Origin of the sequence: Streptomyces sp. Ag109_O5-1, from assembly GCF_003814875.1 — a bacterium.
GTDB classification, from domain to species: domain Bacteria; phylum Actinomycetota; class Actinomycetes; order Streptomycetales; family Streptomycetaceae; genus Streptomyces; species Streptomyces sasae.
In genome coordinates, this window is the sequence record NZ_RKQF01000001.1 from 602,770 (window position 1) to 626,483 (window position 23,714).

Below are 23,714 nucleotides of genomic sequence, written 5' to 3' on the forward strand. Positions count from 1 at the left end.
ACGGATGTTGCGCCGCGGGCCATGGGTCGCAGCCGGGTCGCGAGCACTGCGACCGGGCCGGAACCGGGTGCCGCGTACAACCGTCGGCATGAGTCCATTTCGAACAGTCGGCTCACCGCGGTGAGCGCCCCGGGGATCGTCGTCGCGGGACTGCACAAGCGGTACGGCGCGACCCTGGCCCTCGACGGCATGTCCTTCTCCGTCCGTCCCGGGGTGGTGACCGGCTTCGTGGGGCCGAACGGGGCCGGAAAGTCCACCACCATGCGGGTGATCCTCGGCCTGGACGCGGTGGCGGAGGGCACCGCGCTCATCGAGGGGAAGCCCTACCGCAGTCTTCGGCACCCGCTGAACCATGTCGGTTCCCTGCTGGACGCGTCGGCACTGCACCCCGGCCGCAGTGGCCGCAACCACCTGCTGTGGCTGGCGCATTCGCAGGGCCTGGCCGCGCGCCGGGTGGACCAGGTGCTCGAACGGACCGGCCTGGCCCCGGCGGCCCGGCGCAAGGCCGGCGGCTACTCGCTCGGTATGCGGCAGCGGCTCGGGATCGCCGCGGCCCTGCTGGGCGACCCTCCGGTCGTCATGCTCGACGAGCCGTTCAACGGCATGGACCCCGACGGCATCATCTGGATGCGCGGCTTCCTGCGGTCGCTGGCCGCCGAGGGCCGCGCCGTGCTGGTGTCCAGCCACCTGATGAGCGAGGTGCAGGACACGGCCGATCATCTCGTCGTCGTCGGGCGGGGCAGGGCCGTCGCCGACGCGGGTGTGGCCGAGCTGATCGCGGCCGTGTCCGGGAACCGGGTGAACCTGCGGACCACGGCCGGGACGGCAGCGACCAGGGTGCTCACACAGGCCGGCGCGACCGTGACCCGCGCCGGCGGCCGCGACACCCTGGTCGTCTCCGGCCTTCCCGCGGACCGGATCGTGACGCTGCTCGGTGAGAGCGCGGTTCCGTTCTCCGAGGTGTCGGCGCACCGTGCCGGACTGGAGGAGGTCTACCTGGAACTCACCCGCGATGCGGTCGAGTTCCGCGCCATGACGCCCACGGAGGCGGCGCGGTGACCGCCGGTGTCGCGACGTCCCGTTCCGGCAGGTGGGCCGGGCCGAACGGCTTCGCCCGACTGGTGCACGCGGAGTGGACCAAGTTCCGGACCGTCCGCGGCTGGGTGATCGGCACGGTGGTCGCGGCGCTGTTGCCGGTGCTGGTGGCCGTGCTGGCCGGGGTCAGCAGCGATCAGAGAGGATCGCAGACCGTTCCGGTCGGACCGGGCGGCGAGCCGGTCACCGACAGCTTCTACTTCGTGCACCGGCCGCTGGCGGGAGACGGCGGTATGACCGTCTCCGTCTCCGCGCTCAGCAGCAGCATCCCCAGCGGACCGGCGGACCTGGAACCCGGCACCGTGCCATGGGCGAAGGCCGGGCTCGTCATCAAGCAGAGCACCCGTCAGGGATCGCCCTATGCGGCGATCATGGTGACCGGCGGCCACGGCATACGGATGCAGAACGACTACGTCGACGACACGGCCGGCCCTCCCGGCCCCGCCTCCGCCGCGACCGTCCGCCGGCTGCGGCTGGACCGCTCGGGAGACGCGATCACCGGCTACGCATCCGCCGACGGCACGCACTGGACCAAGGTGGGCACCGTGCACACGAGCGGGCTCGGACCGGCCGTGCAGGGCGGGCTGTTCGTCGCGTCCCCGCCCGCCGTGGACGGCAGGGGCACCCGCGGCAGTGTGTCCACGGCCGTCCTCGGGGATCTCCGGGGCCAGGGGAACTGGGCCGGTGGTGACTGGACGGGCACTCAGGTGGGGCCCGAATCCCCCACCTTCGCCGGGTACCCGCGCAACACATCGGGTTCGTTCACGGGAGCCGCCGGCCGTCTCACGGTGACCGGCGCCGGCGACATGGCACCCGCCGTTCGCGAGACCCTGCCCACCGGTGGCACCCTCGGCGACCTCCTCACCGGCACGTTCGCCGCGCTGATCGTGGTGGTCGTCGTCGGGACGCTGTTCATCGCCACGGAATACCGGGAGAACCTGATCCGCGTGACGCTCGCCGCCGCCCCCGCACGGAGCCGGGTGCTGCTGGCCAAGGCGGCGGTGCTGGGAGGCGTCACCTTCGTCGCCGGGCTGGCGGGAGCGGCCGTCGCGGTCCCGCTCGGCGAGCGGCTCGCCCGGTCCCACGGCGTGTACGTCTTCCCGGTGACGGCTTCGGCCGAACTGCGGGTGGAGTTCGGGATGGCGGCGCTGCTCGCGACCGCCTCGGTGCTGGCCCTCTCCGTCGGAACTCTCTTCCGGCACAGCGCCGGCGCGGTGACCACGGTGACCGTGGCCGTCGTACTGCCCTACGTCCTGATCGCCAACCCGTTCATGCCCGCGAGCGTGGCGAACTGGCTGGCCCGGGTGACCCCGGTCGCGGCCTTCGCCGTACAGCAGACGCTTGTGCGGTATCACCAGGTCACGAGCAACTACACGCCGTACGACGGCTATTACCCGCTGGCCCCGTGGGCCGGGTTCACGGTCCTGGCCGGCTACGCGGTGGCGGGCCTGGCCACCGCCGCCCTCCTTCTGCGGCGGAGGGACGCATGAGACAGGCCCTGCGCGCGGAATGGACGAAGACACGGACCGTCAGCGGCCCGCTGTGGCTGCTGCTCGGTACGGTCGCGCTGACCGTGGCCCTGAGCGCCTGCGCGTGCTCGGTGGTGAGCTGCGGGTCCGCCGGCTGCGGTGACATGACCAGGCTCAGCCTGGTCGGCGTCCAACTGGGCCAGGCGCCGGTCGTCGTCCTGGCCGTACTGGTCGTCGCGGGTGAGTACGGCACGGGCATGATCCGCACGACCCTGACGGCGATGCCGCGTCGCGCCACCGTCCTGGCGGTCAAAGCCGTCACGCTCACCGGGATCGTGGCCGCGGCCGGGACCGTCGCGGTTCTCGGCTCGCTGGCGTCCGGGCGGCTTCTCCTGCCCGGCCGTGCCTTCATGGCCGCCCCCGGCCATCCGCCCCTGTCCCCGACCGAGGGCCCCACGCTCCGTGCGGCCCTCGGATCGGTCCTCTACCTGACCCTGATCGCCCTGCTCAGCCTCGGCGTCGCCACCGTCGTACGGGATTCGGCGGCCGGTATCGGAATCGTCCTCGGCCTGCTCTACCTGCTCCCCGTCGTCTCCGCGACGATCGGCGATCCGCACTGGCAGCGCCTGCTCCAGCGGATCGGGCCGATGGACGCCGGGCTGGCCGTCCAGGCCACCACCGACATCCACAGCCTGCCCATCGGCCCCTGGCCCGGCCTCGGCGTGACCGCCGGATGGGCCACCGCGGCACTCCTGACCGGCGGGCTGACGCTGCGCATCCGTGACACCTAGCACTGCCGGCCTCCACTTCGACGCCCGGCCCTCGGCCCGCCGCCTCACCCGGTCTCCGGCCCGTCGCCTCACCCGGTCTCCGGCCCCTCGCCTCACCCGGTCTCCGGCCCCTCGCCTCAAAGTAGCTCCACACGTCCGGCGGCAACTCCGGCCGGTCCGGTGCCCGGATGCCGGACGAGGACCTCGCGGAGCCAGATGCACTGGTCCCGGTCATGCACAAAGCCTCATCCGGCGGGAGTCGACCGCGCCGGATGAGGCTGACGTGCGTACCGCCGGATTCACCCCGCCACGGCGCTCTCGGGTGTCAGATAGTCCTCCTCGATCTCCCTCTCCCCGAACGGCCACACCTTCTCCAGCCGCGCCCAGACGAGGAACGCCACGCAGCCGAGGGCGAGCCAGGCCAGGGACCACTCGATGGGATGGCGGCCCGGGGAGTTCCTGTCGGCGTAGCCGTAGATCACGCACCAGCCGGCGAAGGCGAGGATGCTCGGCACGGGGTAGAGCCACATCCGGTAGGGCCGTTTCAGCTCCGGCTGCCGGTGGCGCAGCACCGTGAGCGCCACGATCTGGGCCAGCGCCTGGACGATCACCATCACGGTGGTGAGGAGTTGGATGAGCGTGGCGAGGTCGGTGTGACGGCCGATCAGGAAGCCGACGGCGGTGATCACGCCCATGGTCGCGAGGCCCAGCATGGGGAAGCGGTGCTTGGGGTGTAGCTTCTCGTACGGCCGGAAGAAGACCCGGTCGCGGGCCGCGTCGTAGGGCACCCGGGAGCCGCCGAGCAGGCCGGTGAAGACCGAGGCGAAGGCCGTGATCAGGATCAGGACGGTGACCGTGTCGGCGGCCCCCTTGCCCCAGGTCTTCTCGAGGACCGCCGAGGCCACGGAGGTCGACGCGATGTCGGCCGGGTTCGTCATGCGGTGCCAGTCGATGACACCGAGGGTGCCGATCTGGAGCAGCAGGTAGATCGCCATGATGCCGAGGATCGAGAAGAGGATGGAACGCGGCAGGACGCGGCCGGGGTCCTTGATCTCGGCGCCCATGTAGGCGGTGGTGTTGTAGCCGAGGTAGTCGTAGATGCCGATGGTCAGGCCCGCGGCGAAGCCGAGCCAGAAGTGGTCGCTGGTCAGGTCGAAGGCGCGCGCAGGGTAGGTGAAGGCCAGGTGCGGGCTGAAGTCGCTCGCCGCGGCGACGATCACCAGCAGCACCGAGGCGATCATCACCGCCCACATCACGGCGGTGATCCGGGCGATGTGCTCGATACCGCGCCAGAGCAGGAGCACCACCAGGGCGATGACGCCGAGCCCGATCAGGTCGCCGGAGGTCTGGCCGAGGCCGGGGGCGAGGTAGCCGAGGTACTGGACGAAGCCGACCACGCCGGTGGACATGATCAGCGGGATGAAGAGCATCGCCGTCCATACGAACAAGAACGGCATCAGGCGTCCGGTGCGGTACTGGAAGGCCTGGCGCAGATAGACGTAACTGCCGCCGGACCCGGGCATCGCGGCGCCGAGTTCGGCCCAGACCAGGCCGTCGCAGAGGGCGAGCACCGCGCCCGCGACGAAACCGATCACCGCCTGGGGGCCGCCGAACGCGGCGACCATCAACGGGATGGTCACGAACGGGCCGATGCCGCACATCTGGCTCATGTTGATGGCGGTGGCCTGGAACAGGCCGACGCGCCGGACGAAGCCGCCTTCGGACGGCGGACTACCGGGACCGAGGGGACTACCGGGACTACCAGGGCTACCGGACATGGCGGGGCTCCTGAGGCAGGGACGGGGCGAGCAGGACGAGGAGGACGAAAAAGACAAGAAGGACAAGGAGAACGAGGAGGAGCAGGCGTCGGCCGACAGGGCGGGATGGCCGATAAAGTTAAGGAGCCTTACTAGATGCGTCAAGTATGCGACGGGAATCGGTGAGAATGGTCCGATGGCCGCCAGCGATGTCGTAGAGCAGCAGGAACAGCCCTGGAGCCGGCAGCGCCTGCGCAGCACCAACGAGCGGCTGCTGCTGGACCGGCTGCGCGCGCTCGGCTCCGCGTCCCGGGCCCAACTGGCCCGCGAGACAGGGCTGTCGAAGCCGACCGTGTCGAGTGCGCTGGCGTCGCTGGAGTCGGCGGGGCTGGTCCACGAGGTCGGCACCCATGCCCCGGAGCGCGGCCGCACGGCCGTGCTGTACGCACCCGACCCGGCGGCGGGATACGCGCTCGGCATCGACGTCGGGCGCGGCTGGCTGCGGGTGGCGGTCGCCGACCTGGACGGCACCCTGGTCGCCCGCTCCGACGTGCGCAACCGGGCCCGCGGCTCGGGTGCCATGGCCGACCTGCTGGTCGGCACCGCACGACAGGTCGTCGCGAACTCGGGGGTGGACCCGGCCGCGGTGGTGCACGGGGTGGTGGGCACGCCCGGGGTGTACGACGAGCGGCAGCGGCGGGTGCGGTACGCCATGCATCTGCCGGGCTGGGGCCGGGCGGGGCTGTTCGACCGGATGCGCGCGGAGCTGGGCGTTCCGCTGGAGGTGCACAACGACGCCAATCTCGCGGCGCTGGGCGAGTACACGTACGGCGTCGGTGCGGGCAGCCGGCTGTTCGCGTACATCATGATCGGCACCGGCCTGGGGATGGGGGTGGTCAGCGAGGGCCGGCCGTTCACCGGGGCTCATGGGCTCGCCGGGGAGATCGGGTTCCTGCCCTGGCCCGGACAGCAGCGGAAACCGGAGCGGCTGGAGGACGCCGTGTCGGGGGTGGCCGTGGTGGAGACGGCGCGGCGGCTCGGGATGACCGGGCAGCTCACCGCGAAGTCCGTGTTCGACGCGGCGCGTCAAGGTGACCAGGCGGCTGTCGAGGCGGTACGCCTCGAGGGCGAGCGGATCGCGCACACGGTGGCGGCGGCCGCGGCCGTGCTCGACCCCGACCTGGTGGTTCTGGGCGGCGGGGTCGGCCACAGCGTCGATCTGCTGCTGCGCCCGGTACGGGATCACCTGCGCACTCTCACCCCGTTGCGCCCGAAGCTCGCGCCCAGCCGGCTGGGTGAGGACGCGGTGCTGCTCGGCGCGGTGGCCACGGCCCTGGGGACCGCCCGTGACCTGGTCTTCGAGCGCCGGTCGGTCGCCTCCTGATTCCGGCGCCGCCAACTCGCCCGGGCGCCACGGTGATTGACACGTCCCTCTCGGGACCCTAGCTTGAGCCAGGTTAGTAAAGTTTCCTAACTTTACGAGCCTGGAGACCATCGTGTTCCCTCGCCCCGCCCCCGGATACCGCCTCGGCGCGGCCGCCGTGACCCTCGGCCTGCTCGGTTCACTCAACACCAGCGCCTGGGCCGGTGCCCGCGACCCGGCCCACGGGCACGCCCGGGTCACCCGTGTGCCGTCGGTCGCCGGGTCCGAGACCCCGCTGTCGGGCTTCGCGATCCAGTCGACGGCGAAGGTGGGCGACTCCGCGTCGGCGGTCTCCTCCCCCGGCTATCCGGCGAAGGGCTGGTATCAGGCCGGGTCCCGCTCCACGGTCCTGGCCGCGCTCCTCGCCGACGGGGTGTACGACGACCCGTTCGTCTCCACCAATCTGCAGAAGATCCCCAAGTCCCCCTTCCAGGTGCCGTGGTGGTACCGCAGCGACTTCACGGTGCAGGACACCGCGCAGCGCACCTACCTGGACTTCAGCGGGGTGATCTCGGCGGCCGACGTGTACGTCAACGGCCACCGGGTCGCGACGGCCGCCGACGTCACCGGCGGCTACACCCACCACGAACTGGACGTCACCTCACTGGTGAGGTCCGGGACGAACACGGTCGCCTTCCGTATCCAGCCGAACGATCCGAACAAGAACTTCACCATGGGCTGGCTCGACTGGCTCCAGCCGCCGCCCGACCAGAACATGGGCATCGTCCGTGACGTCCTGGTCCGGCGCGGCGGCCCGGTCGCGCTGCGCGACGCGCACGTGGTGACGAAACTCGCGGTGCCGTCCCTGGCGACGGCCGACCTGACGGTGAAGGCGCAGGTCCGCAACGACTCGGACACGGCAGTCACCGCCGGGGTCACCGGCACGGTCGCCGGAGTGACGCTCACCAGGTCCGTCCCGCTCGCCGCCCACCAGACGAGGACCGTCGCCTTCACCCCCGCCGACACACCCGGTCTGCACCTCACCTCCCCGAAGGTGTGGTGGCCGGCGGGCATGGGCGGCCAGCCGCTCTACGACCTCGACCTCACCGCGTCCGTCGCCGGCACGGCCTCGGACACCACCCAGGAGAGCTTCGGCGTCCGGGACGTCCGGGCCCCCTTGAACTCCGACGGCGCCCGCCAGTACTCGATCAACGGCCGCCGGCTGCTGATCAAGGGCGGCGGCTGGTCACCGGACGAGTTCCTGCGCTGGGACCGCACCTATGCCGAGGACCGCCTGAAGTACGCCCTCGACCTGGGCCTGAACGCCATCCGGCTGGAAGGCCACATCGAGCCCGACGAGTTCTTCGACCTCGCCGACCGCCTCGGCGTCCTCACCCTGCCCGGCTGGGAGTGCTGCGACAAGTGGGAAGGGCAGGTCAACACGAGCGAGAGCGGACAGAAGTGGACCGCCGCCGACTATCCGGTCGCCCAGGCCTCGATGGCCGCCGAGGCCGCCCGGCTGCGTGACCACCCGAGCGTGGTCTCCTTCCTGATCGGCAGCGACGCCGCGCCCGACGCGAAGATCGAGAAGAACTATCTGGACGCCCTGGGCGCCGCCGACTGGGCCGTCCCGGTGGTTCCCGCCGCCTCCGACAAATCCGCTCCCCAGCTGGGCAGTTCGGGCATGAAGATGACCGGCCCCTACGACTGGGTGCCGCCGGGCTACTGGTACGCCAAGCGCGAGGGCGGCGCCGCCGGCTTCAACTCCGAGACCAGCGCGGGCCCGGACATCCCCACCCTCGACACCCTGCGCCGGATGATGACCCCGGCCGAACTCGACACCCTCTGGAAGGACCCGGACGCCAAGCAGTACCACCGCTCTCCGTCCGCGACCTTCGGCACCCTGAAGATCTACGACGCCGCGCTCACCGGCCGCTACGGCGCCCCGACGGGCCTGACCGACTACGTCCGCAAGGCGCAGCTCGCCCAGTACGAGAACGTCCGCGCCCAGTACGAGGCGTACGGACGCAACCAGACCGACGCCTCCAAGCCGTCCACCGGGGTCGTCTACTGGATGTTCAACAGCGGCTGGACATCCCTGCACTGGCAGCTGATGGACCGTTACCTCGACCAGGGCGGCGCCTACTTCGGCGCGAAGAAGGCCAACGAGCCCCTGCACATCCAGTACTCCTACGACAACCGCGCGGTCGAGGTGGTCGGCAACCGGCCCGCCCCGGCGTCCGGGCTCACCGCACGGGCGACGTTGTTCAACCCGGACGGCACCCAGCTGTACGACAGGACCGTCCCGGGCCTCTCCGTCACCGGCGGCGGAGCGCACACCACCGCTCTCACCCTGCCGGCGTCGGTGAGCGGGCTGTCGTCGACGTATCTGGCGCGGCTGGTCCTGACCGACGCGGACGGCAGGGAGGTGAGCCGCAACGTCTACTGGCTCTCCACCAGGCCCGACACCCTCGACTGGGCGAAGTCCGACTGGTACCACACACCTACGACGGGCTACGCGGACCTGACGGGGCTGTCGTCGATGGCCGAGGTCCCGGTGACGGCGTCGGCGTCGACGACGGACTCGGACGGCACCTCCACGACCACGGTCACGATCCGCAACACGGGCACGGGCAGGACCCCGTCCCTGCTGACGGACGTCCATCTCGTCGACGCGCAGGGCAGGCCGGTGCTGCCGGTGCGCTGGTCGGACAACGAGGTCAGCCTGTGGCCGGGCGAGTCCGCGACCCTGACGGCCACCTACCGGACCGCCGACCTGCACGGCTCAGTGCCCCAAGTGCGGGTCTCCGGCTGGAACGCGCGGGAGCGGACGTACGCGGCACGATGAGCGGACGGCCCGGCCGAGAGATCCGGCCGGGCCCCGGTCCCTCAGCTCACGTTGAGGGCCGTGTCGTCGATCACGAAGGACGTCTGCAGGGTGGATCCCTCGGCGCCGGTGAACTTGAGCGTCACGGTCTGGCCCGCGTAGCTCGCCAGGCTGAAGCTGCGCTGGGTGTAGCCGCTGGCGGCGTTGAGGTTGGAGTAGGTCGCCAGGGTGCTCAGTACGGTGCCCGAGCTGTTGAGGACCTGGACCTTGAGCGTGTCGTACGCCGTGCTGGTGGAGGTCTCCGCCGTGTCGATGTGCAGATAGAAGCTCAGTGCGGCGGTGGTGCAGGCGGACGGGATGGTCACCGACTGGGAGAGCGTGTCGGTGTGGGAGGAGCCGTAGCCGTCCAGCCAGGCGTAGTACGAGCCGGTACGGGCCGACTCGCTGCTGGAGTTGGTGATGACACCGCTGGTGGCGCTCCAGGTGGTGTTGCCGGACTCGAAGCCGTTGTTGCCGAGGAGCTGGGCGGCGGTGCAGGTGCCGGTGCCGCCACCGCCGCCGCCTCCGCTGCTGCCGCTGCTCGCGCCGGTCAGCCAGGCGGTGGCGTTCAGGGCGAGGGCCGCGTTGGTGGCGCCGGAGTCGTTCCAGCCGTCGTACAGGGTGTTGCCGGACTGGCCGGTGCCGTCGTCGATCGGCGAGCTGTCGCCCCAGAAGGCGACGCGGCCGCTACCGAAGGTGCTGGTGAGGAAGAAGGCGCCGGTGTTGCCGGAGTAGCCGCTGCGGTACACCAGACCCTTGACGTTGGAGTTGTCGGAGGGCTTGAGGGTGGCGGTCGTGCCGTCGGCGATCAGGCTCTTGGTGACGGTGCCGAAGGAGCCGTTCAGCACCGGGTCGGTGCTGTCGCTGATCGCGGCCGGGTAGCCGGAGCTGATGTCGAGCGAGTCGATGGAGAAGCCGAACGGGTCGGACGAGTCCACGCTGTTGTTCGTCATCAGGTCGTTGAGGATCTTGACCGCGTCGTAGCCGTCGTTGTTGCGGTCGGCGCCGGTGTGGTCGGAGATCATGAACAGCCCGCCGCCGTTGTTCACGAAGTTCATGATGGCCGTCTTCTCGGCGGTCGTGAACAGCGTGTTGGGCTCGGGCAGGACCAGTGCGTCGAAGTTCGACAGGTCGGTCGTCGACGAACCGCCGTATGTGAGGGCGCTGGTGGCGGTCTTGAGGCTGTAGCTGCCCGTCTTCTGCAGGTCCACGCCCCACGACGACAGCGCGCCCGTCCAGTCCGTCTCCGAGGACGGGGAGGAGTCCTCGGCCAGCGGATCGGGCTTGCTGGTGGAGATGATCCAGTCCGCGTTGCCTGCCTCCTCGGCGTGGCCGTCGTCGAACAGGACGCGGTAGGTGGTGGCGGCGTGGGCGGGGGCGGCCCCGGTGCCGACCTGGAGGGCGGCTCCGGTGGCGAGCAGTGCGAACCCGGCGAGGGCGGTGGTGAGTCTGTGGCGGGATCTGCTGGATCCAAGCATCCGGCGAACCTCCATGAGGGGTGGGGTAGAGGCGGTGCGGGCGCCAACTCTGCGCGCGTAGAACCTGCTTGAGATTTCTACACGCGTCAACTCATTGAAAGGTACATGGCATGTCCGGTCGGTGAACAGAAAACCGCCGTAACAACCGGACGGGACTGGCTCCGGTCTCAGCGGGCAGATTGGACAGCAGTGGGGTACCGACGAAGAGGGGCGGACATGGAGATCTCGGGCATCATCAGTGCCATTGTCATCGGCGCCATCATCGGTGTCCTGGGGCGCCTGGTCGTCCCCGGCCGCCAGCACATCGGCCTGCTGTGGACGATCGTCGTCGGCATCGTGGCGGCGCTGCTGGGCTCGGCGATCGCGGCGGGCTTCGGCGTGGCTGACACGAAGGGCCCGGACTGGATCGAGTGGTTCATCCAGATCGCACTGGCGGCGGTGGGCGTGTCGGCCCTGGACCGCGCCAAATCACGCCGGTGACTTCACAGCGCCCCGTCAGGGGCGCTGGGGGTACCCCCGGCCGAAGGCTGAGGGAGGAACTGCGGGACCAGCCACAACCGGCCCGCAGCCGGCCTACGGCGCGTAGACGTACGGCGTAGTCGTACTCAGCGCATGGAAACCGAGCCGTTCCAGGATCGGCCGGCTCATCGGCAACGCATCCACCTGCAGATACCGGTACCCGTGGTCCGCGGCGACACGCGCACGGTGAGCGACCAGGGCGCGGTACACCCCGCGCCCCCGCCACCCCTCCACCGTGCCGCCGCCCCACAGGCCGGCGAACCGCGTCCCCGGCACCAGCTCCATACGCGCGGCGCTCACCGGCTCGTCCCCGGCCAGCGCCACGACGGCCACGACGGTGTCGGGCCGCTCGGCCAGCTGCGCCAGCAACCGGTGCCGCAGCCGGGACCCGTCCGTGCCGAAGGCCTTCTCGTGGACGTCCACCACGAGATCGACGCCTGCCGCGTCCGTGGCGGGTACCACCCGTACGCCGTCCGGAAGTTCGGCCCTGTCGACGGTCTGCCCGGCGGCCTCGGCGATCATCAGCGTCTCCTTGGGCTCCGGCCGCAGCCCGGCCGCGACGAGCCGCGCCCCGAGGTCGCACGGGAGATCATGACCGTAGAGCTTCCACTCGAACTCGAGGCCCAGCCCGCCGAAGTGGTCGATCTGCTCGGCGATCGCGCCATCCGCGGTCGTCTCGTCCAGGTCCGACCAGAGGACCGCGTTCCACCCTTCGGCGCCCGCGACCTGTCGCACCACCCCGCCGACACGTTCCACCCGGGCACCGGGGCCGTCGGGCCGGGCGCCCTCGCGCATGTCACGGTCGTACAGGGCGAGCACTGCTTGATGATCCATACCGGCACTTCAGCATCCCCGCCCCATGGCGGCAACGCATTTACGAAGGGTCAGCCGAGTTCGAGTGTCGTGACCCCGAAGACCCGCTCGCGGGCGTGGTCGCGGACCGGGCCGGTGTACATGCGGGCGGTCTCGAACGAGGCGGTGAATCCGGCCTCTTCGGCGAGGGCGACACCCGCCGCGCTGGTCTCGGGCACGTCGATGGCGACCTGACCGCCGGCCGCCTCGGCGGTGAGGGCGGCGAACAGGGCGCGGGCGTCCTCGGCGGTGTCGGCGAAGAGGGGGCCGATGCGCAGGGTGTCGCGGCCGGGGCGGAGCACGCCGTAGCCGGTGAGGCGGTCGCCGTCGTGGCGTACGAACGCCTGGTGACCGGTGCCGGTCAGCCAGGCGGCGAGAAAGCGCGGCCGGTCGGCCGGGTAGCAGGCGCTGTCGTACGCCGTGATGTCCGCGACGTCGGCGGGATGCACCGGGCGGATGCCCGACGGGGGCTCGACGGCCGGCGCGGCGCCCGTGAACCGTATCGTGCGGTAGGCGAGTTCGAAGCCGGACTGGCGGTAGTTGTCCTGCTGGGCCACCACGCCGTCCAGGCCCACGGTGCGGTTGCCGGCGTGGGCGAGGGCGGTCTTCCAGGTGGTCAGCCCGTGGCCGCGGCCGCGCAGGTCGGGGCGGACCAGGTAGCAGCCCAGGAAGGCGTAGTCGGCGCCGTAGTTGACGACGGAGATCGCCGAGACCGGTTCCCCGTTGACACGGCCGATGAAGAACCCGTCGGGGTCCTGCGCGAAGAAGGCGGGGCCGTCCGACACGCCCGGATTCCAGCCCTCGTCCGCGGCCCAGCCGCTGATCACCGGCCAGTCGTCGAGCGTGGCCCGGGTGACGACGAGGTCCGCGGGGGCCGGAGAGGTCATCGATGCGCTCCCTTGCGTGGCTGGGTCGGGCGGCGCGGCGACCGGCACCGCGCCCGCAGCATCCTTCCCGATCACCGGGCGCGGCGCCACGCCTGGATCAAGCCGCCGGCGTGCTCAACAAGCCGTTTCCGGGAACTCGTTGACCCGACACGGCCCGGGTCTGCCGGAACCGGACATGGCGAAGGCCCCACCGGTCGGGGTCCGGTGGGGCCTTGTCCATGAGAACGGCGGCGCCCCGCCTCGGCTATCACGGCTGCCGGTCAGCGCTTCCGGCCGGGCCGGAAGCGCCGGTGCAGGGCGGTCCCGGTGAGCAGGAGTGCCGCGCTGCCCGCGACGGCGGGACCCGCGAGGTCCGTGCCGGTGTGGGCGAGGGTGGACGTGGTGGGCGGTTCGGCGGGGGGCCGGGTCTTCGGCCCGGGGTGGGTCTTGACCGGGGCCGGCGGCTCGGGAGCGGGCGGCTGGGAGGGGGGCGGCTGCACGGGGGGCGGCTGCGGGACATGGGTCTCCGGCGGACTCGGGTGGTCGCCGGAGGTGTTCACACAGGTGTTGCCGGCCGCCGGGTTGAGGAGCCCCGCCGCGTTCACGGTGTTCCCGCACACGTTCACCGGGACCTGTACCGGCAACTGGATGCCGTTGCCGGAGAGCACCCCGGGCGAGTCCTTCTCGACGCCCTGCGCGGACGCGCCACCGGACGTGGCCGAGCCATCGGACACGGCCGAGTCGCCGTGCGCGGACCCGTCGCCGTACGTGTCGTGAGCAGCGCCGCCGCCCTTGTTCACACAGGTGTTGCCGGCCGCCGGGTTGAGCAGCCCCACCACGTTCACGGTGTTCCCGCACACGTTCACCGGGACGTGCACCGGCAACTGGATGCCGTTGCCGGAGATCACCCCGGGCGAACCCGCCGCGATGCCGTTCGCGCCGGAGTCGGCCCAGGCCGGGACCGCCACGGCCATCGCCCCGGAGGCGGCGGCTACGGCGATCACACCGTTTCGGGTAACCCGTTTCATAGGTTCCCTGCCTTCCAGACATGATTGCGGGCGCTCGCCCGCAACGGTTAAAACGCAGACGAACCATCTGAGTTATGGCTTGTCCCTCTTTCACCCCATCGAGTGACACCGTTGTCGAACCGGGAGCAAAACTGTGCAAGGGATCCGAAGCAGGTGACCGAGCGGGGGCCGGCGGCACAGTACGGCGCCCCGGTCCGGTCCGCTCGCCGGGAGGCGTGCTCCCCGGGGCCCGCTTATGGTGATCGAAAGCCCCGGTCACGGAGCGTCCCTGGAGGCCCTCGATGCCGGCCAATCCCCGAACCCGGCCCGCCGTGCGACGCTGTGCCGGAGCCGGAGCCGTCGCCCTGACCCTGCTCGGCGCGGGGCTGCCGCCGGCCGCGGCGGCCGGCGGCGGTGAGCCGGACCTGACCCGGTTCTACCGGCAGAAGGCCCGGTGGGCGGTGTGCAAGGACGTGGAGCTGCCCAAGGACATGCAGTGCGCCGAGGTGACCGTCCCGCTCGACTACGCGAGACCCGCCGAGGGCACCATCGACCTCGCGCTGTCCCGCTACCGGGCGACCGGCAAGTCACGGGGCTCGGTGCTGCTGAACTTCGGCGGCCCCGGCGGCTCGGGCGTCAGCCAGCTCGGGCTGGCCGGCAAGGACTTCATGAGCCTGACCAACGGCTACGACGTGGTCGGCTTCGATCCGCGCGGGGTCGGCCGCTCCTCCCCCGTCAGCTGCGGAGAGGGCACCGGCGGGGCCGCGGACGACGCCGGGAGCACGGACGACGGAAGCACGGACGACATCCCCGACGCCGGCCGTCCGCAGGCCCTGCTGAAGGCGCTGAAGCAGCTGACGGTCCGGTGCGCCGCGCACTCCGGCCCCGTGCTCTCCCACATAGGCACCGTGAACGCCTCCCGGGACCTGGACGTCATCCGCCAGGCCCTCGGTGACGAGAAGCTGAACTACCTGGGTTTCTCCTACGGCACCAGGCTCGGCGCGGTGTACGCGGCGCAGTTCCCCGACAAGGTGGGCCGGATGGCGCTGGACGGCGTGGACACGCTGACCGAGTCGGCGGCCGAGCAGGGGATGGCGGGTGCCCGCGGACAGCAGACGGCGCTGGACGACTTCCTGGACTGGTGTGTCACCGACGTGGCATGTCCGTTCGGGCAGGACCGGCGCAAGGCCGGGGACGCCGTCGTCCGGCTGGTGCGCTCGCTGGACGGGCACCCGGTCCTGTCGGACTTCGGCGGCCCCTTCTCCGGTCAGGACCTGGTGGGTGCCCTCGGGCAGGGCCTGTACGGCAAGGAGCTGTGGCCCCGGCTGGAACGGGCGCTGGCCTCGCTGATCGAGGACGGGGACACGCGGGGGGTGCAGAACTTCGCGTCCGGCGGCTACGCCGTCCCGCTCGGGCCGCCACGGCACGGCGGCCTGGTCGGCAGCGCGGACATCCCCGCGGACAACCTGTCGGCGGCGCTGATGGCGATCAACTGCGCCGACGACCCGGACCGGCCGAGTGCCGAGCAGCTCACCCGGGACGTCGCCCGGCTGGACGAGGCGTACCAGCGGGCGTCGCCGGTCTTCGGCCGGTTCCGGCTCACCCAGGTGATGCTCTGCTACGGCCGGCCGCGCGGCACGGACTTCATCCGCGACAAGGTGAAGGACGTGGACTCCGCGCGGATGCTCCTTGTGGGCACGCGCGGCGACCCTGCGACGCCGTACGCCTGGACGATCGAGACGGCGAAGCGGCTCGGGCCGTCGGCCGTGGTGCTGGACAACAGGGGCGACGGCCACACCGGGTACTCGTCCTCCAGGTGCGTGCACGGCAAGGTCGACGACTTCCTGTTGTACGGCACGCTGCCGGCCGACGGCAGCTCCTGTCCGGCGGACGACGACCGCGGCGCCGTCACCGACTCGCCGGACTGAGGTTCAGGCGAGGGTCAGTTCGGGGGTGTAGAGGTCGAGCCAGTGGGCCAGGTCGAGGGTGCGTTCCAGGCCGCGCCGGGCGGCCTGGGTGCTCAGCCCGGTCCGGTGGGCGGCCCGATTCACCTTCTCCCGGTCGACGATGTCGAAGACCCGGTGGTCCGGCCGGGCCAGCAGGTCCTTGACCTGCACTTGGAGGGCGCGGCCGTACTCCGGGTCCTGGGTGGACGGGTAGGGGCTCTTGACCCGGTCGTACACGGACCGCGGGAGGACGTCCTTGGCGGCCTCCCGCAGCAGGGTCTTCTCGCGGCCGTCGAAGGACTTGAGGGCCCAGGGGGCGTTGTAGACGTACTCGACGAGCCGGTGGTCGCAGAACGGCACCCGGACCTCCAGGCCGACGGCCATGCTCGTCCGGTCCTTGCGGTCGAGCAGGATGCGTACGAACCGGGTGAGGTGCAGATAGCTCATGCGGCGCATGCGGTACTCGAAGTCGCTCTCGCCGTCGAGGCGCCGGATGCCGGTGAGGGCGGAGCGGTAGGACTCTGAGATGTACGACTCCAGGTCGAGGCTCTTGGCGAGGTCCGCGCGCAGTACGTCGGCGTCGTCGCCGAAGTGCCGGGCGAACTGGACCAGCCAGGGAAAGGTGTCGGCGTTGCGGGCCTGTTCGTCGAAGAACTGCAGGTAGCCGCCGAACACTTCGTCGGCGGACTCGCCGGAGAGCGCGACGGTGGACTGGTCGCGGACGGCCCGGAACAGCAGCAGGAGCGAGGCGTCCATGTCGCCGAACCCGGTCGGCAGGTCGCGGGCCCGGATCACCCGCTCGCGGACGGCGGGGTCGGCGAGGCTGCCCGAGTCGAGGACGATGTCCTGGTGGTCGGTGCGGGCGAGCCGCGCCACGTCGTGCACGAAGGGCGTGTCGGGGGTGCCGCGCAGTTCGTCGGCGACGAAGTTGTCGGTCTGGCCGACGAAGTCGACGGCGAAGCTGCGGACCTTCTCGCCCTGTGCGGCCAGCTGCCGGGCGGCCAGGGCGGTCATCGCGGAGGAGTCGAGGCCGCCGGAGAGCAGGGTGCAGCGGGGCACGTCGGCGACCAGCTGGCGGCGCACGATGTCGTCGAGGAGCTCACGGACGGTGGCGACGGTGGTGTCGCGGTCGTCGGGGTGCGGGCGGGTCTCCAGGCGCCAGTAGACGCGGGTGTGCAGACCGGAGCGGTCGACGGTGACGACCGTGCCGGGCTCGACCTCGCGCATGCCCTCCCATACGGCGCTGCCGGGGGTCTTGACCATGGTGAACAGCTCGCGCAGGCCGTCCAGGCCGACCCTGGGACGGACCAGCGGGTTCGCCAGGATCGCCTTGGGTTCGGAGCCGAACAGGACGCCGTCGGGGGTCGGGTACATGTAGAAGGGCTTGATGCCCATGCGGTCGCGGATCATCACGAGCTTGTCGTGGCGGCCGTCCCAGACGGCGAAGGCGTACATGCCGTTGAGCCGCTCGGCGACGGTGTCGCCCCACTCCAGATAGCCGTGCAGCACCACCTCGGTGTCGGAGTCGGTGGTGAACTCATGGCCGCGGTCGGCGAGTTGGCGGCGCAGTTCGGTGAAGTTGTACGCCTCGCCGGAGTAGACCATCGCGACGGAGCCGTCCGGGGTGCGCACGCTCATGGGCTGGCGGCCGCCGGGCAGGTCGATGATCGCGAGCCGGCGGTGCCCGAGGGCGGCGGGCCCCTCGCTCCAGGTGCCCCGGTCGTCGGGGCCGCGGTAGGCCATGGTCTCGGTCATCGCATCCAATGCGCGCGTCTCGGTGGTGAGATCACGGTCGAAGGAGACCCAGCCGGTGATGCCACACATGCGTTACCTCCTGCTGCCGGTCGGCCGGGCGCGGACGTCACCTGGGCTTCCATCGGGAGTTCGATTGCCCGAGCTAACCACTTGTATTCGGCACCTATATAACGAGCGTGCGCCCGGGACTCCGGCGGGTCAACCTGGACGTAACACGGACGGTCGATCCCCCTCACTCTTTCGGCCGCGCTTTGCATGCGCGAGGGCCATGGCCGCGCTCCGCATCGGGCCCGGCCCGCCCGGAACCGGCCAAGCGCAAAAAGTTCCCCAAGCAAACCGGCGCCGGGCTTTCCGCCCGGCGCCGGTCACCAGCCGCTGTCGCCGCCTCGCACCACGCTTTCGCCGGCGCTTCGCCGTCACTTCACCGACACGAACCGGTCGATCGTCGCCGTCAGCTCGGCCGGCCGCTCCACCGGGAGCTCGTGTCCCGCGTCGATGATCCGGACCTCCGCGTCCGGGTAGGCCTTGGCCATCCGCAGCATCTGCCCCACCGGCAGCTGGATGTCGTGGTAACCGTGCACCATCAGGGTCGGGGCGGTGATCTCAGCGGCCCTGTCGAGGACGTCGAAGGCCCGCATGGCGCCGTACAGCGTCATGACGACCTCGCGCGGGGTGGCGGCGGAGGCGCGGATGTACTCGCGTATCTCCTCGCGGGGATGTCCGGGGGCGAAGGCCCGCTGGATGTTGGTGGCGACGAACATCTTGTACGGCACCAGGGTCGAGGCGGCCATCAGCAGACCGCGGCCGCGGCTGTATGTCATCCGGCCGATGGAGTTGACCAGCACCATCCGCTCGACCCGCTCGGGGTGGGCGAGCGCGAGGGTCTGGGAGATCATGCCGCCCATGGAGTGACCGACGGGGACGAAACGATCCACCTCCAGATGGCCGAGGAGGGCGACCACGTCCTGGGCCAGCTCGGCGACCGTCCGCACGCCGGCCCCGGTGCTCTCGCCGTGGCCGCGCAGGTCGAGGCGGATCACCCGGCGATGCCCGGCGAAGTGTGCGATCTGGTGGTCCCAGCGGTGCCGGTTCGCGGTCCAGCCGTGGATGAACACCAGGGGCGCGGCAGCACCGTCACGGGGCCCCTCGTCGTCGTACGTCAGCGCCGCTCCGTCGACTTCGAGCTGCGGCATGGGGGCCTCCTGGGGCACGATCCGGTTACTGCCGGGTACGGTAACCGGCCGCATCGCCCGCCGTCACCGGGAAGTCGGCCTCAACAGGGTTACAGAGTGCGCCGGATGGCCTGTACGGCGGCCTCGGCGTCGTCGTCGGACACCGCGAGCCGCGCGAAGGGCGCGGACCTCGCCAGGTCGACCAGGACGACGGGGCCGTGTTCGTGGACGGCGACGAAGTCCCGGCCGCCGGGGTACTCCCACGCGCCGACGCAGAACCGGTCGGGGAGCCAGTGGCCGTGGTGCGGCTCGCCGCGCAGCACCCGCCACCAGTCGGGCTCCACCGAGGCCGAGCGCACCTGCGCGAGCGGCACCCGCACCCGGCGGCGGTGGGCGAGCAGCATCTCCGGCCCGCTCAGACGGACGACGACCTCGCCGTCGTCCACGGTCAGCCGGGCCATCGCAGCCACCTCCTCCACTCGCAAGAGAATTACCCCAAATGCCCCCGTCGCGAATCGGCCCTATGGTGCTGATATGGAGCACGCACTCAGTCCAACGTCCCTCGCCGAGCTGCGCCGCCCGCGTCCCTACCCGGCCGTCTCCGTGCTGACGCCGACGCACCGCCGCGAGCCGGACAACGCCCAGGATCCCGTCCGGCTGCGCAATGTCGTGGCCGAGGCGAAGAAGCAACTGGAAGCCGATCCCTCGGTCACCCGGGAGCGGCGTTCCGATGTCGTCGACCAGCTCGACCGGGCCCTTGCCGAGGTCGATCTGGCCCATGCCGAGGACGGTCTGGTGATCTTCGCCGCGCCGGGCGAGCACCAGGTGTGGTCACTGGCCCGCAGCGTGCCCGAGCGCGTGGTGCTCTCGGACACCTTCCTGACCCGGAACCTGGTCTCGGCGCACGCGGCCGAGCGGCCGTTCTGGGTGCTGTCGGTGTCGGCCGACCGCATCACGCTGTGGAACGGCGGTGTCGACCGGGTCACCGAGAGCCGGGCCGGCGGGTTCCCGCTGACGCGCAGCCAGCAGAACTTCGACGCCGAGCGCCGGGAACAGATCGGCGACATGCCCAGCACCTTCCGCGACGAGGACACCAAGCACTTCCTGCGGGACGCCGACACCGCGATGGCCGCGCTGCTGCGCGAGGATCCACGGCCGCTCTACGTCACGGGCGAGCAGGCGGCCCTGGCCCTGTGGGACGAACTCGGCAACGTCGCCAGGGAGAGCACTCCCGTGCGGCACGGCGGGCTCGCGCAGGCCGGTCCGGAGGCCGTGTGGCAGGCGATCCGGCCGCATCTCGACGCGGAGTCCCGCCGGAGTACCTCGTCGGTGACCCGCGAGCTCGAATCCGCGCGCGGTCACAAGACGTTCGCGGCCGGTGTGGACGAGGTCTGGCAGAACGCCCGTGAGGGCCGCGTCCGGCTGCTGGCCGTCGAGGAGAACTACCGCACCACGGTCCGCGACGACGGCGACCACCTGGTCCCGGCCGTGAGCGGCGACCTCGACTCCCGCGACGACATCGTGGACGAGATCGTCGAGCAGTGCCTGGAGACCGGGGCCGAGGTCCGCTTCGTCCCGGACGGCACCCTGGGCGACGAGAACGGCATCGCCGGCGTGCTGCGCTACTGATGAGCCCGCTCTCGGCCGACGTCTACGCTACTCAGTGATCGTCGGCGTCGGCTGAGAGGGAGTGCGAGCGTGGCTGAGCTGCTGGGCGTTGCGGTACTGGGTGCCGGACACATGGGCGCCGACCACATACGACGGCTCGACCAGGTGGTGAGCGGTGCGCGGGTGGCTGCCGTGGCCGACCCCGACCTCGACCGTGCCAAGGAGGCGGTGGCGGGGCTGGACGGCGTCACCGTCCACGCCGATCCGTCGGCCGCGCTGGACGCGCCCGGTGTCGAGGCCGTGCTGATCGCCTCCCCCGGCCCGGCGCACGAGGAGCCGCTGCTCGCGGCCTTCGAGCGCGGGCTGCCGGTGCTGTGCGAGAAGCCCATGGTGCCGGACTCCGCCGGTGCGCTCCGGGTGGTGGAGGCCGAGGCCCGGCTCGGGCGGCGGCTGGCCCAGATCGGTTTCATGCGCCGCTACGACGCCGAGTACCGGCGTCTGAAGTCCCTGCTGGACGGCGGCGGCCTGGGCCGCCCGCTGATGCTGCACTGCGTCCACCGCAACGTCTCCTCACCGCCCGGCTTCACCAGTGCCATGCTGGTGAACAGCTCGGTCTCGCACGAGATCGACGCGGCCCGCTGGCTGCTCGGCCAGGAGCTGACCGCGGTCACCGTGCTGCGGCCGCAGCCGTCCTCGGGCGCTCCCGAGGGGCTGCTCGACCCCCAGCTCGTGCTCTTCGAGACCGACGGCGGCGCCCTCGTCGACGTCGAGGTCTTCGTCAACTGCGGCTTCGGCTACCAGGTGCGCTGCGAGGCCGTCTGCGAACGGGGCAGCGCCCGGATCGGCGAGGACCGCGGCATGCTGGTCACCACGGCCGGCGGCGCCCGCGAGGAGGTGGCCCAGGACTATCTGGTGCGGTTCGCCGACGCCTACGACCGCGAGGTGCAGTCCTGGGTCGACGCCACCCGGCAGGGCCGGGTCACCGGGCCCAGCGTCTGGGACGGCTACGCGTCCTCCGTCGTCGCCGAGGCCGGGGTCCGGGCGCTGGAGTCCGGCGGCCGTACGACCGTCGGACTCGCCCCGCGCCCGGACCTGTACGCGGACGTCAGCCGCTGATGCTCGCGGCGCCCGTCTCCAGATGGCCGGTGAACCGGCGCGACCAGGTCGCGTCGGAGTCCACCGTCACCGTGAAGTCGTACCAGCCGTCCTGGTGGGCCACGGCGTTGAAGTAGTCCTCGGTGGCGGCACCGGCCGCGACGGTGTACGTCCAGGGCCCGTCGGTGCGGTAGTTGTTCGAGGCGATGGTGAACTTCACGGACGCCGAGCCCGAGTTGGTCATCCTGAACCAGACGGCGAGCTTGCCGGTACCGGGCTCCACGGCGTAACGGGTGCTCACCTCGGCCGACTTGCCGGCCTTGGTGGCGTCGCCCTGGAAGCGGCGCAGGAAGCGGTTGGGGCCGACCATGGTGAGGTCGTACTTCCCGGCGCCGTACCCGGTGCCGATGTCGAAGTAGTCGGAGACCGTGCCCCCGGCGTCGACCGTGTACTGCCAGGGGGTGGTGTCCCGGTAGGCGCCCGGGTGGATGGAGAGGTGCGCCGCCCGGGTCGCCGGGGTGCCCTGGTTGGCCATGGTGAACCAGGCGCGGATCGCGCCGGCCGTCCCGAACTCCAGGTGGTCCAGGTAGCCGTTGGGCTGGTAGGGCAACGCGCGGGCCGGGCGGGTGCCGGTCTCCTGGGCGGGCAGGGTGTTGGTGGTGGGCACCGGGTTGGGCAGCGGGGCACAGGTGGCGATGCCGATGACGCCGGTGGCGGGCAGCGGGACGGCGCCGCGGACCGGGTTGGCGAAGTCGAAGACACCGGTCAGGTCGCCGCTGACCCTGCGCCGCCAGTCGCTGATGTTGGGGCACTTCGCGGGCGTGCCCAGCGCCGCGGTCCAGGTCTCCAGGAAGCGCAGCACCGAGGTGTGCTCGAAGACCTCCGAGGAGACCCAGCCGCCGCGTGTCCAGGGCGAGACGACGATCATCGGGACGCGGAAGCCGAAGCCGTAGGGCACACCGTTCAGGAACTCCCCGGCCGTGCCGGCGGGCGGGGCGGGAGGCGGGACGTGGTCGAAGTAGCCGTCGTTCTCGTCATAGTTGAGGAACAGGACGGTGGAGTCGAAGACGTGGGGGTCGGCGGCGAGGGCCTGGTAGACCAGGTTGACGAAGTGCGCGCCGTCGCCGGGCGGGGCGTAGGGGTGTTCGGAGAAGGCCTGGTTGGGGACCACCCAGGAGACCTGCGGGAGGGTGCCGGCGACGACGTCGGCCCTGATGGCGGCGGCGATGTCGTCGGGGGTGGAGCCGGTCACCGCCGGGACGGAGGACATGCCCCGGTCGTGGAGGGGGTTGCCCGCCTTGGCGCCGGCGAAGTTCTTGAAGTAGGCGCAGCCGTTGTCCCCATAGTTGTCCTGGGCGTTCTGGTAGACCTTCCAGGTCACTCCGGCGTTCTGCAGCGCCTCGGCGTAGTTCTGCCAGGTGAGGCCGGACTCGTCACCGCCGTCGTAGCTGGCGGGGTCGACCTTGCCGCTCCACAGATAGGTGCGGTTGGGGCCCGTGGCGCTGAGGGTGGAGCAGAAGTAGGCGTCGCAGATCGTGTAGTTGTCGGCGAGCGCGAAGTGGAAGGGGATGTCGGTGCGGTCCAGGTAGCCGAGGGACCGGACGTTGCCGACGCCCGCGACCCAGTTGTCGAGGCGGCCCTTGTTCCAGGCGGAGTGCTGGGAGGACCAGGAGTGCGGCAGGTCGCCGTTGCACTGGGCGAGGGTCTCGCCGTCCTTGCCTGCCGCGCCGGGGGTGGCGCTGAGCTTCCACGGGTACTGCCGGCCGGAGCCGTTGGGCTGGTTGAAGACCGGGTACCCGCCGCCGAGGGTGATTCCGCTGCGGTCGGCGAAGCCGCGGACGCCCTTGAGGCGCCCGAAGTAGTGGTCGAAACTCCGGTTCTCCTGCATGAGGATCACCACGTGCCTGACGTCCGAGATCGTGCCGGTCGCCGTGCTCTGCACCGCGGCTGCCGTGCTCTGCACCGCGGCTGCCGTGCTCCGGACCGCGGCCACCGGCCGTGGGCCGGCGGCGCCCACCGCCATGCCCGCCGCCACGGAAGCGCCCAGTCCCACAAAGCCTCTTCGGCTGATCGGTGTCATTCGCCCCGTCCTCGTC

Annotated in this window: 18 protein-coding genes; 9 read left to right on the forward strand and 9 right to left on the reverse strand. The window is 71.3% G+C overall.

Annotation, left to right across the window (positions count from 1 at the left end; all coding sequences use genetic code 11):
* Positions 1–120 precede the first annotated feature (120 nt).
* Genes EDD90_RS02740 through EDD90_RS02750 form a run of 3 tightly spaced genes read left to right on the forward strand, consistent with a single transcriptional unit; the run spans position 121 to position 3,355 of the window.
* Positions 121–1,059 (forward strand): ABC transporter ATP-binding protein, encoded by a 939-nt coding sequence (locus EDD90_RS02740; RefSeq protein WP_398923883.1) that lies wholly within the window; start codon positions 121–123, stop codon positions 1,057–1,059.
* On the forward strand, positions 1,056–2,585 hold the full coding sequence (locus tag EDD90_RS02745; protein ID WP_123971559.1) for a hypothetical protein: 1,530 nt from the start codon (positions 1,056–1,058) through the stop codon (positions 2,583–2,585). Before EDD90_RS02740 ends, EDD90_RS02745 begins: the two co-directional genes overlap by 4 nt.
* Positions 2,582–3,355 (forward strand): ABC transporter permease, encoded by a 774-nt coding sequence (locus EDD90_RS02750; RefSeq protein WP_123971560.1) that lies wholly within the window; start codon positions 2,582–2,584, stop codon positions 3,353–3,355. The genes EDD90_RS02745 and EDD90_RS02750 overlap by 4 nt, the downstream gene beginning before the upstream one ends.
* A gap of 278 nt (positions 3,356–3,633) precedes the next feature.
* Here EDD90_RS02750 and EDD90_RS02755 read toward each other — a convergent pair whose 3' ends face one another.
* The gene (locus EDD90_RS02755) at positions 3,634–5,112 is read right to left on the reverse strand and encodes an APC family permease (protein WP_123971561.1); all 1,479 of its coding nucleotides are present in this window, start codon (positions 5,110–5,112) and stop codon (positions 3,634–3,636) included.
* 175 nt (positions 5,113–5,287) lie between these two features.
* On the opposite strand from EDD90_RS02755, the gene EDD90_RS02760 reads away from it, so the two are divergent.
* Together EDD90_RS02760 and EDD90_RS02765 are read left to right on the forward strand one after the other, a co-directional pair.
* Positions 5,288–6,475: an ROK family transcriptional regulator gene (locus EDD90_RS02760; RefSeq protein ID WP_123971562.1), complete on the forward strand. Its 1,188-nt coding sequence runs from the start codon at positions 5,288–5,290 to the stop codon at positions 6,473–6,475.
* Between the two features lie 112 nt (positions 6,476–6,587).
* Positions 6,588–9,302, forward strand: coding sequence for a glycosyl hydrolase 2 galactose-binding domain-containing protein (locus EDD90_RS02765; protein ID WP_123971563.1), 2,715 nt, complete (start codon positions 6,588–6,590; stop codon positions 9,300–9,302).
* A 41-nt stretch (positions 9,303–9,343) separates the two neighbouring features.
* Here EDD90_RS02765 and EDD90_RS02770 read toward each other — a convergent pair whose 3' ends face one another.
* Positions 9,344–10,798, reverse strand: coding sequence for a hydrolase (locus EDD90_RS02770; protein ID WP_123971564.1), 1,455 nt, complete (start codon positions 10,796–10,798; stop codon positions 9,344–9,346).
* Between the two features lie 216 nt (positions 10,799–11,014).
* Here EDD90_RS02770 and EDD90_RS02775 point away from each other — a divergent pair, with 216 nt between their 5' ends.
* Positions 11,015–11,278: a GlsB/YeaQ/YmgE family stress response membrane protein gene (locus EDD90_RS02775; protein WP_123971565.1), complete on the forward strand. Its 264-nt coding sequence runs from the start codon at positions 11,015–11,017 to the stop codon at positions 11,276–11,278.
* Positions 11,279–11,371: 93 nt separating this feature from the next.
* On the opposite strand, the gene EDD90_RS02780 is transcribed toward EDD90_RS02775, so the two are convergent.
* From EDD90_RS02780 to EDD90_RS58490, 3 genes are all read right to left on the reverse strand, one after another.
* On the reverse strand, positions 11,372–12,151 hold the full coding sequence (locus EDD90_RS02780; protein ID WP_123971566.1) for a GNAT family N-acetyltransferase: 780 nt from the start codon (positions 12,149–12,151) through the stop codon (positions 11,372–11,374).
* Between the two features lie 50 nt (positions 12,152–12,201).
* Complete coding sequence (locus EDD90_RS02785) at positions 12,202–13,056, reverse strand: GNAT family N-acetyltransferase (protein ID WP_123971567.1); 855 nt, start codon at positions 13,054–13,056, stop codon at positions 12,202–12,204.
* A 260-nt stretch (positions 13,057–13,316) separates the two neighbouring features.
* The gene (locus tag EDD90_RS58490; RefSeq protein ID WP_123971568.1) at positions 13,317–14,063 is read right to left on the reverse strand and encodes a chaplin; all 747 of its coding nucleotides are present in this window, start codon (positions 14,061–14,063) and stop codon (positions 13,317–13,319) included.
* Positions 14,064–14,344: 281 nt separating this feature from the next.
* Here EDD90_RS58490 and EDD90_RS02795 point away from each other — a divergent pair, with 281 nt between their 5' ends.
* Positions 14,345–15,970, forward strand: coding sequence for an alpha/beta hydrolase (locus tag EDD90_RS02795; RefSeq protein ID WP_123971569.1), 1,626 nt, complete (start codon positions 14,345–14,347; stop codon positions 15,968–15,970).
* Positions 15,971–15,973: 3 nt separating this feature from the next.
* Here EDD90_RS02795 and asnB read toward each other — a convergent pair whose 3' ends face one another.
* The 3 genes from asnB to EDD90_RS02810 form a co-directional block, all read right to left on the reverse strand.
* Positions 15,974–17,812: an asparagine synthase (glutamine-hydrolyzing) gene (gene asnB / locus EDD90_RS02800; protein ID WP_123971570.1), complete on the reverse strand. Its 1,839-nt coding sequence runs from the start codon at positions 17,810–17,812 to the stop codon at positions 15,974–15,976.
* A gap of 347 nt (positions 17,813–18,159) precedes the next feature.
* A complete protein-coding gene (locus EDD90_RS02805; RefSeq protein ID WP_123971571.1) occupies positions 18,160–18,936 on the reverse strand; it encodes an alpha/beta fold hydrolase in 777 nt (258 codons plus the stop codon).
* A gap of 89 nt (positions 18,937–19,025) precedes the next feature.
* Positions 19,026–19,376: a hypothetical protein gene (locus tag EDD90_RS02810; protein WP_123971572.1), complete on the reverse strand. Its 351-nt coding sequence runs from the start codon at positions 19,374–19,376 to the stop codon at positions 19,026–19,028.
* A gap of 73 nt (positions 19,377–19,449) precedes the next feature.
* Between EDD90_RS02810 and EDD90_RS02815 the strand changes: the two genes are divergently transcribed.
* Both EDD90_RS02815 and EDD90_RS02820 read left to right on the forward strand, forming a co-directional pair.
* Positions 19,450–20,544, forward strand: a complete 1,095-nt coding sequence (locus tag EDD90_RS02815) for a chemotaxis protein (protein WP_123971573.1) — start codon at positions 19,450–19,452, stop codon at positions 20,542–20,544.
* A 69-nt stretch (positions 20,545–20,613) separates the two neighbouring features.
* Positions 20,614–21,639, forward strand: a complete 1,026-nt coding sequence (locus tag EDD90_RS02820; RefSeq protein ID WP_123971574.1) for a Gfo/Idh/MocA family protein — start codon at positions 20,614–20,616, stop codon at positions 21,637–21,639.
* Here EDD90_RS02820 and EDD90_RS02825 read toward each other — a convergent pair.
* Positions 21,629–23,698 carry a phosphocholine-specific phospholipase C gene (locus EDD90_RS02825; RefSeq protein ID WP_123971575.1) on the reverse strand — a complete coding sequence of 690 codons (2,070 nt, stop codon included), beginning with the start codon at positions 23,696–23,698 and terminating at the stop codon, positions 21,629–21,631. The two genes, EDD90_RS02820 and EDD90_RS02825, sit on opposite strands and share 11 nt — an antisense overlap.
* Between the last annotated feature and the right edge of the window lie 16 nt (positions 23,699–23,714).

What these genes read in the sequence shown, in the direction of transcription:
- EDD90_RS02750 (WP_123971560.1), top strand. Translation starts at nt 2,582, where the DNA reads ATGAGACAGGCCCTGCGCGCGGAATGGACGAAGACACGGACCGTCAGC.
- EDD90_RS02755 (WP_123971561.1), bottom strand. Translation starts at nt 5,112, where the DNA reads ATGTCCGGTAGCCCTGGTAGTCCCGGTAGTCCCCTCGGTCCCGGTAGT.
- EDD90_RS02760 (WP_123971562.1), top strand. Translation starts at nt 5,288, where the DNA reads ATGGCCGCCAGCGATGTCGTAGAGCAGCAGGAACAGCCCTGGAGCCGG.
- EDD90_RS02770 (WP_123971564.1), bottom strand. Translation starts at nt 10,798, where the DNA reads ATGCTTGGATCCAGCAGATCCCGCCACAGACTCACCACCGCCCTCGCC.
- EDD90_RS02775 (WP_123971565.1), top strand. Translation starts at nt 11,015, where the DNA reads ATGGAGATCTCGGGCATCATCAGTGCCATTGTCATCGGCGCCATCATC.
- EDD90_RS02780 (WP_123971566.1), bottom strand. Translation starts at nt 12,151, where the DNA reads ATGGATCATCAAGCAGTGCTCGCCCTGTACGACCGTGACATGCGCGAG.
- EDD90_RS02785 (WP_123971567.1), bottom strand. Translation starts at nt 13,056, where the DNA reads ATGACCTCTCCGGCCCCCGCGGACCTCGTCGTCACCCGGGCCACGCTC.
- EDD90_RS58490 (WP_123971568.1), bottom strand. Translation starts at nt 14,063, where the DNA reads ATGAAACGGGTTACCCGAAACGGTGTGATCGCCGTAGCCGCCGCCTCC.
- EDD90_RS02795 (WP_123971569.1), top strand. Translation starts at nt 14,345, where the DNA reads ATGCCGGCCAATCCCCGAACCCGGCCCGCCGTGCGACGCTGTGCCGGA.
- asnB (WP_123971570.1), bottom strand. Translation starts at nt 17,812, where the DNA reads ATGTGTGGCATCACCGGCTGGGTCTCCTTCGACCGTGATCTCACCACC.
- EDD90_RS02805 (WP_123971571.1), bottom strand. Translation starts at nt 18,936, where the DNA reads ATGCCGCAGCTCGAAGTCGACGGAGCGGCGCTGACGTACGACGACGAG.
- EDD90_RS02810 (WP_123971572.1), bottom strand. Translation starts at nt 19,376, where the DNA reads ATGGCCCGGCTGACCGTGGACGACGGCGAGGTCGTCGTCCGTCTGAGC.
- EDD90_RS02815 (WP_123971573.1), top strand. Translation starts at nt 19,450, where the DNA reads ATGGAGCACGCACTCAGTCCAACGTCCCTCGCCGAGCTGCGCCGCCCG.
- EDD90_RS02825 (WP_123971575.1), bottom strand. Translation starts at nt 23,698, where the DNA reads ATGACACCGATCAGCCGAAGAGGCTTTGTGGGACTGGGCGCTTCCGTG.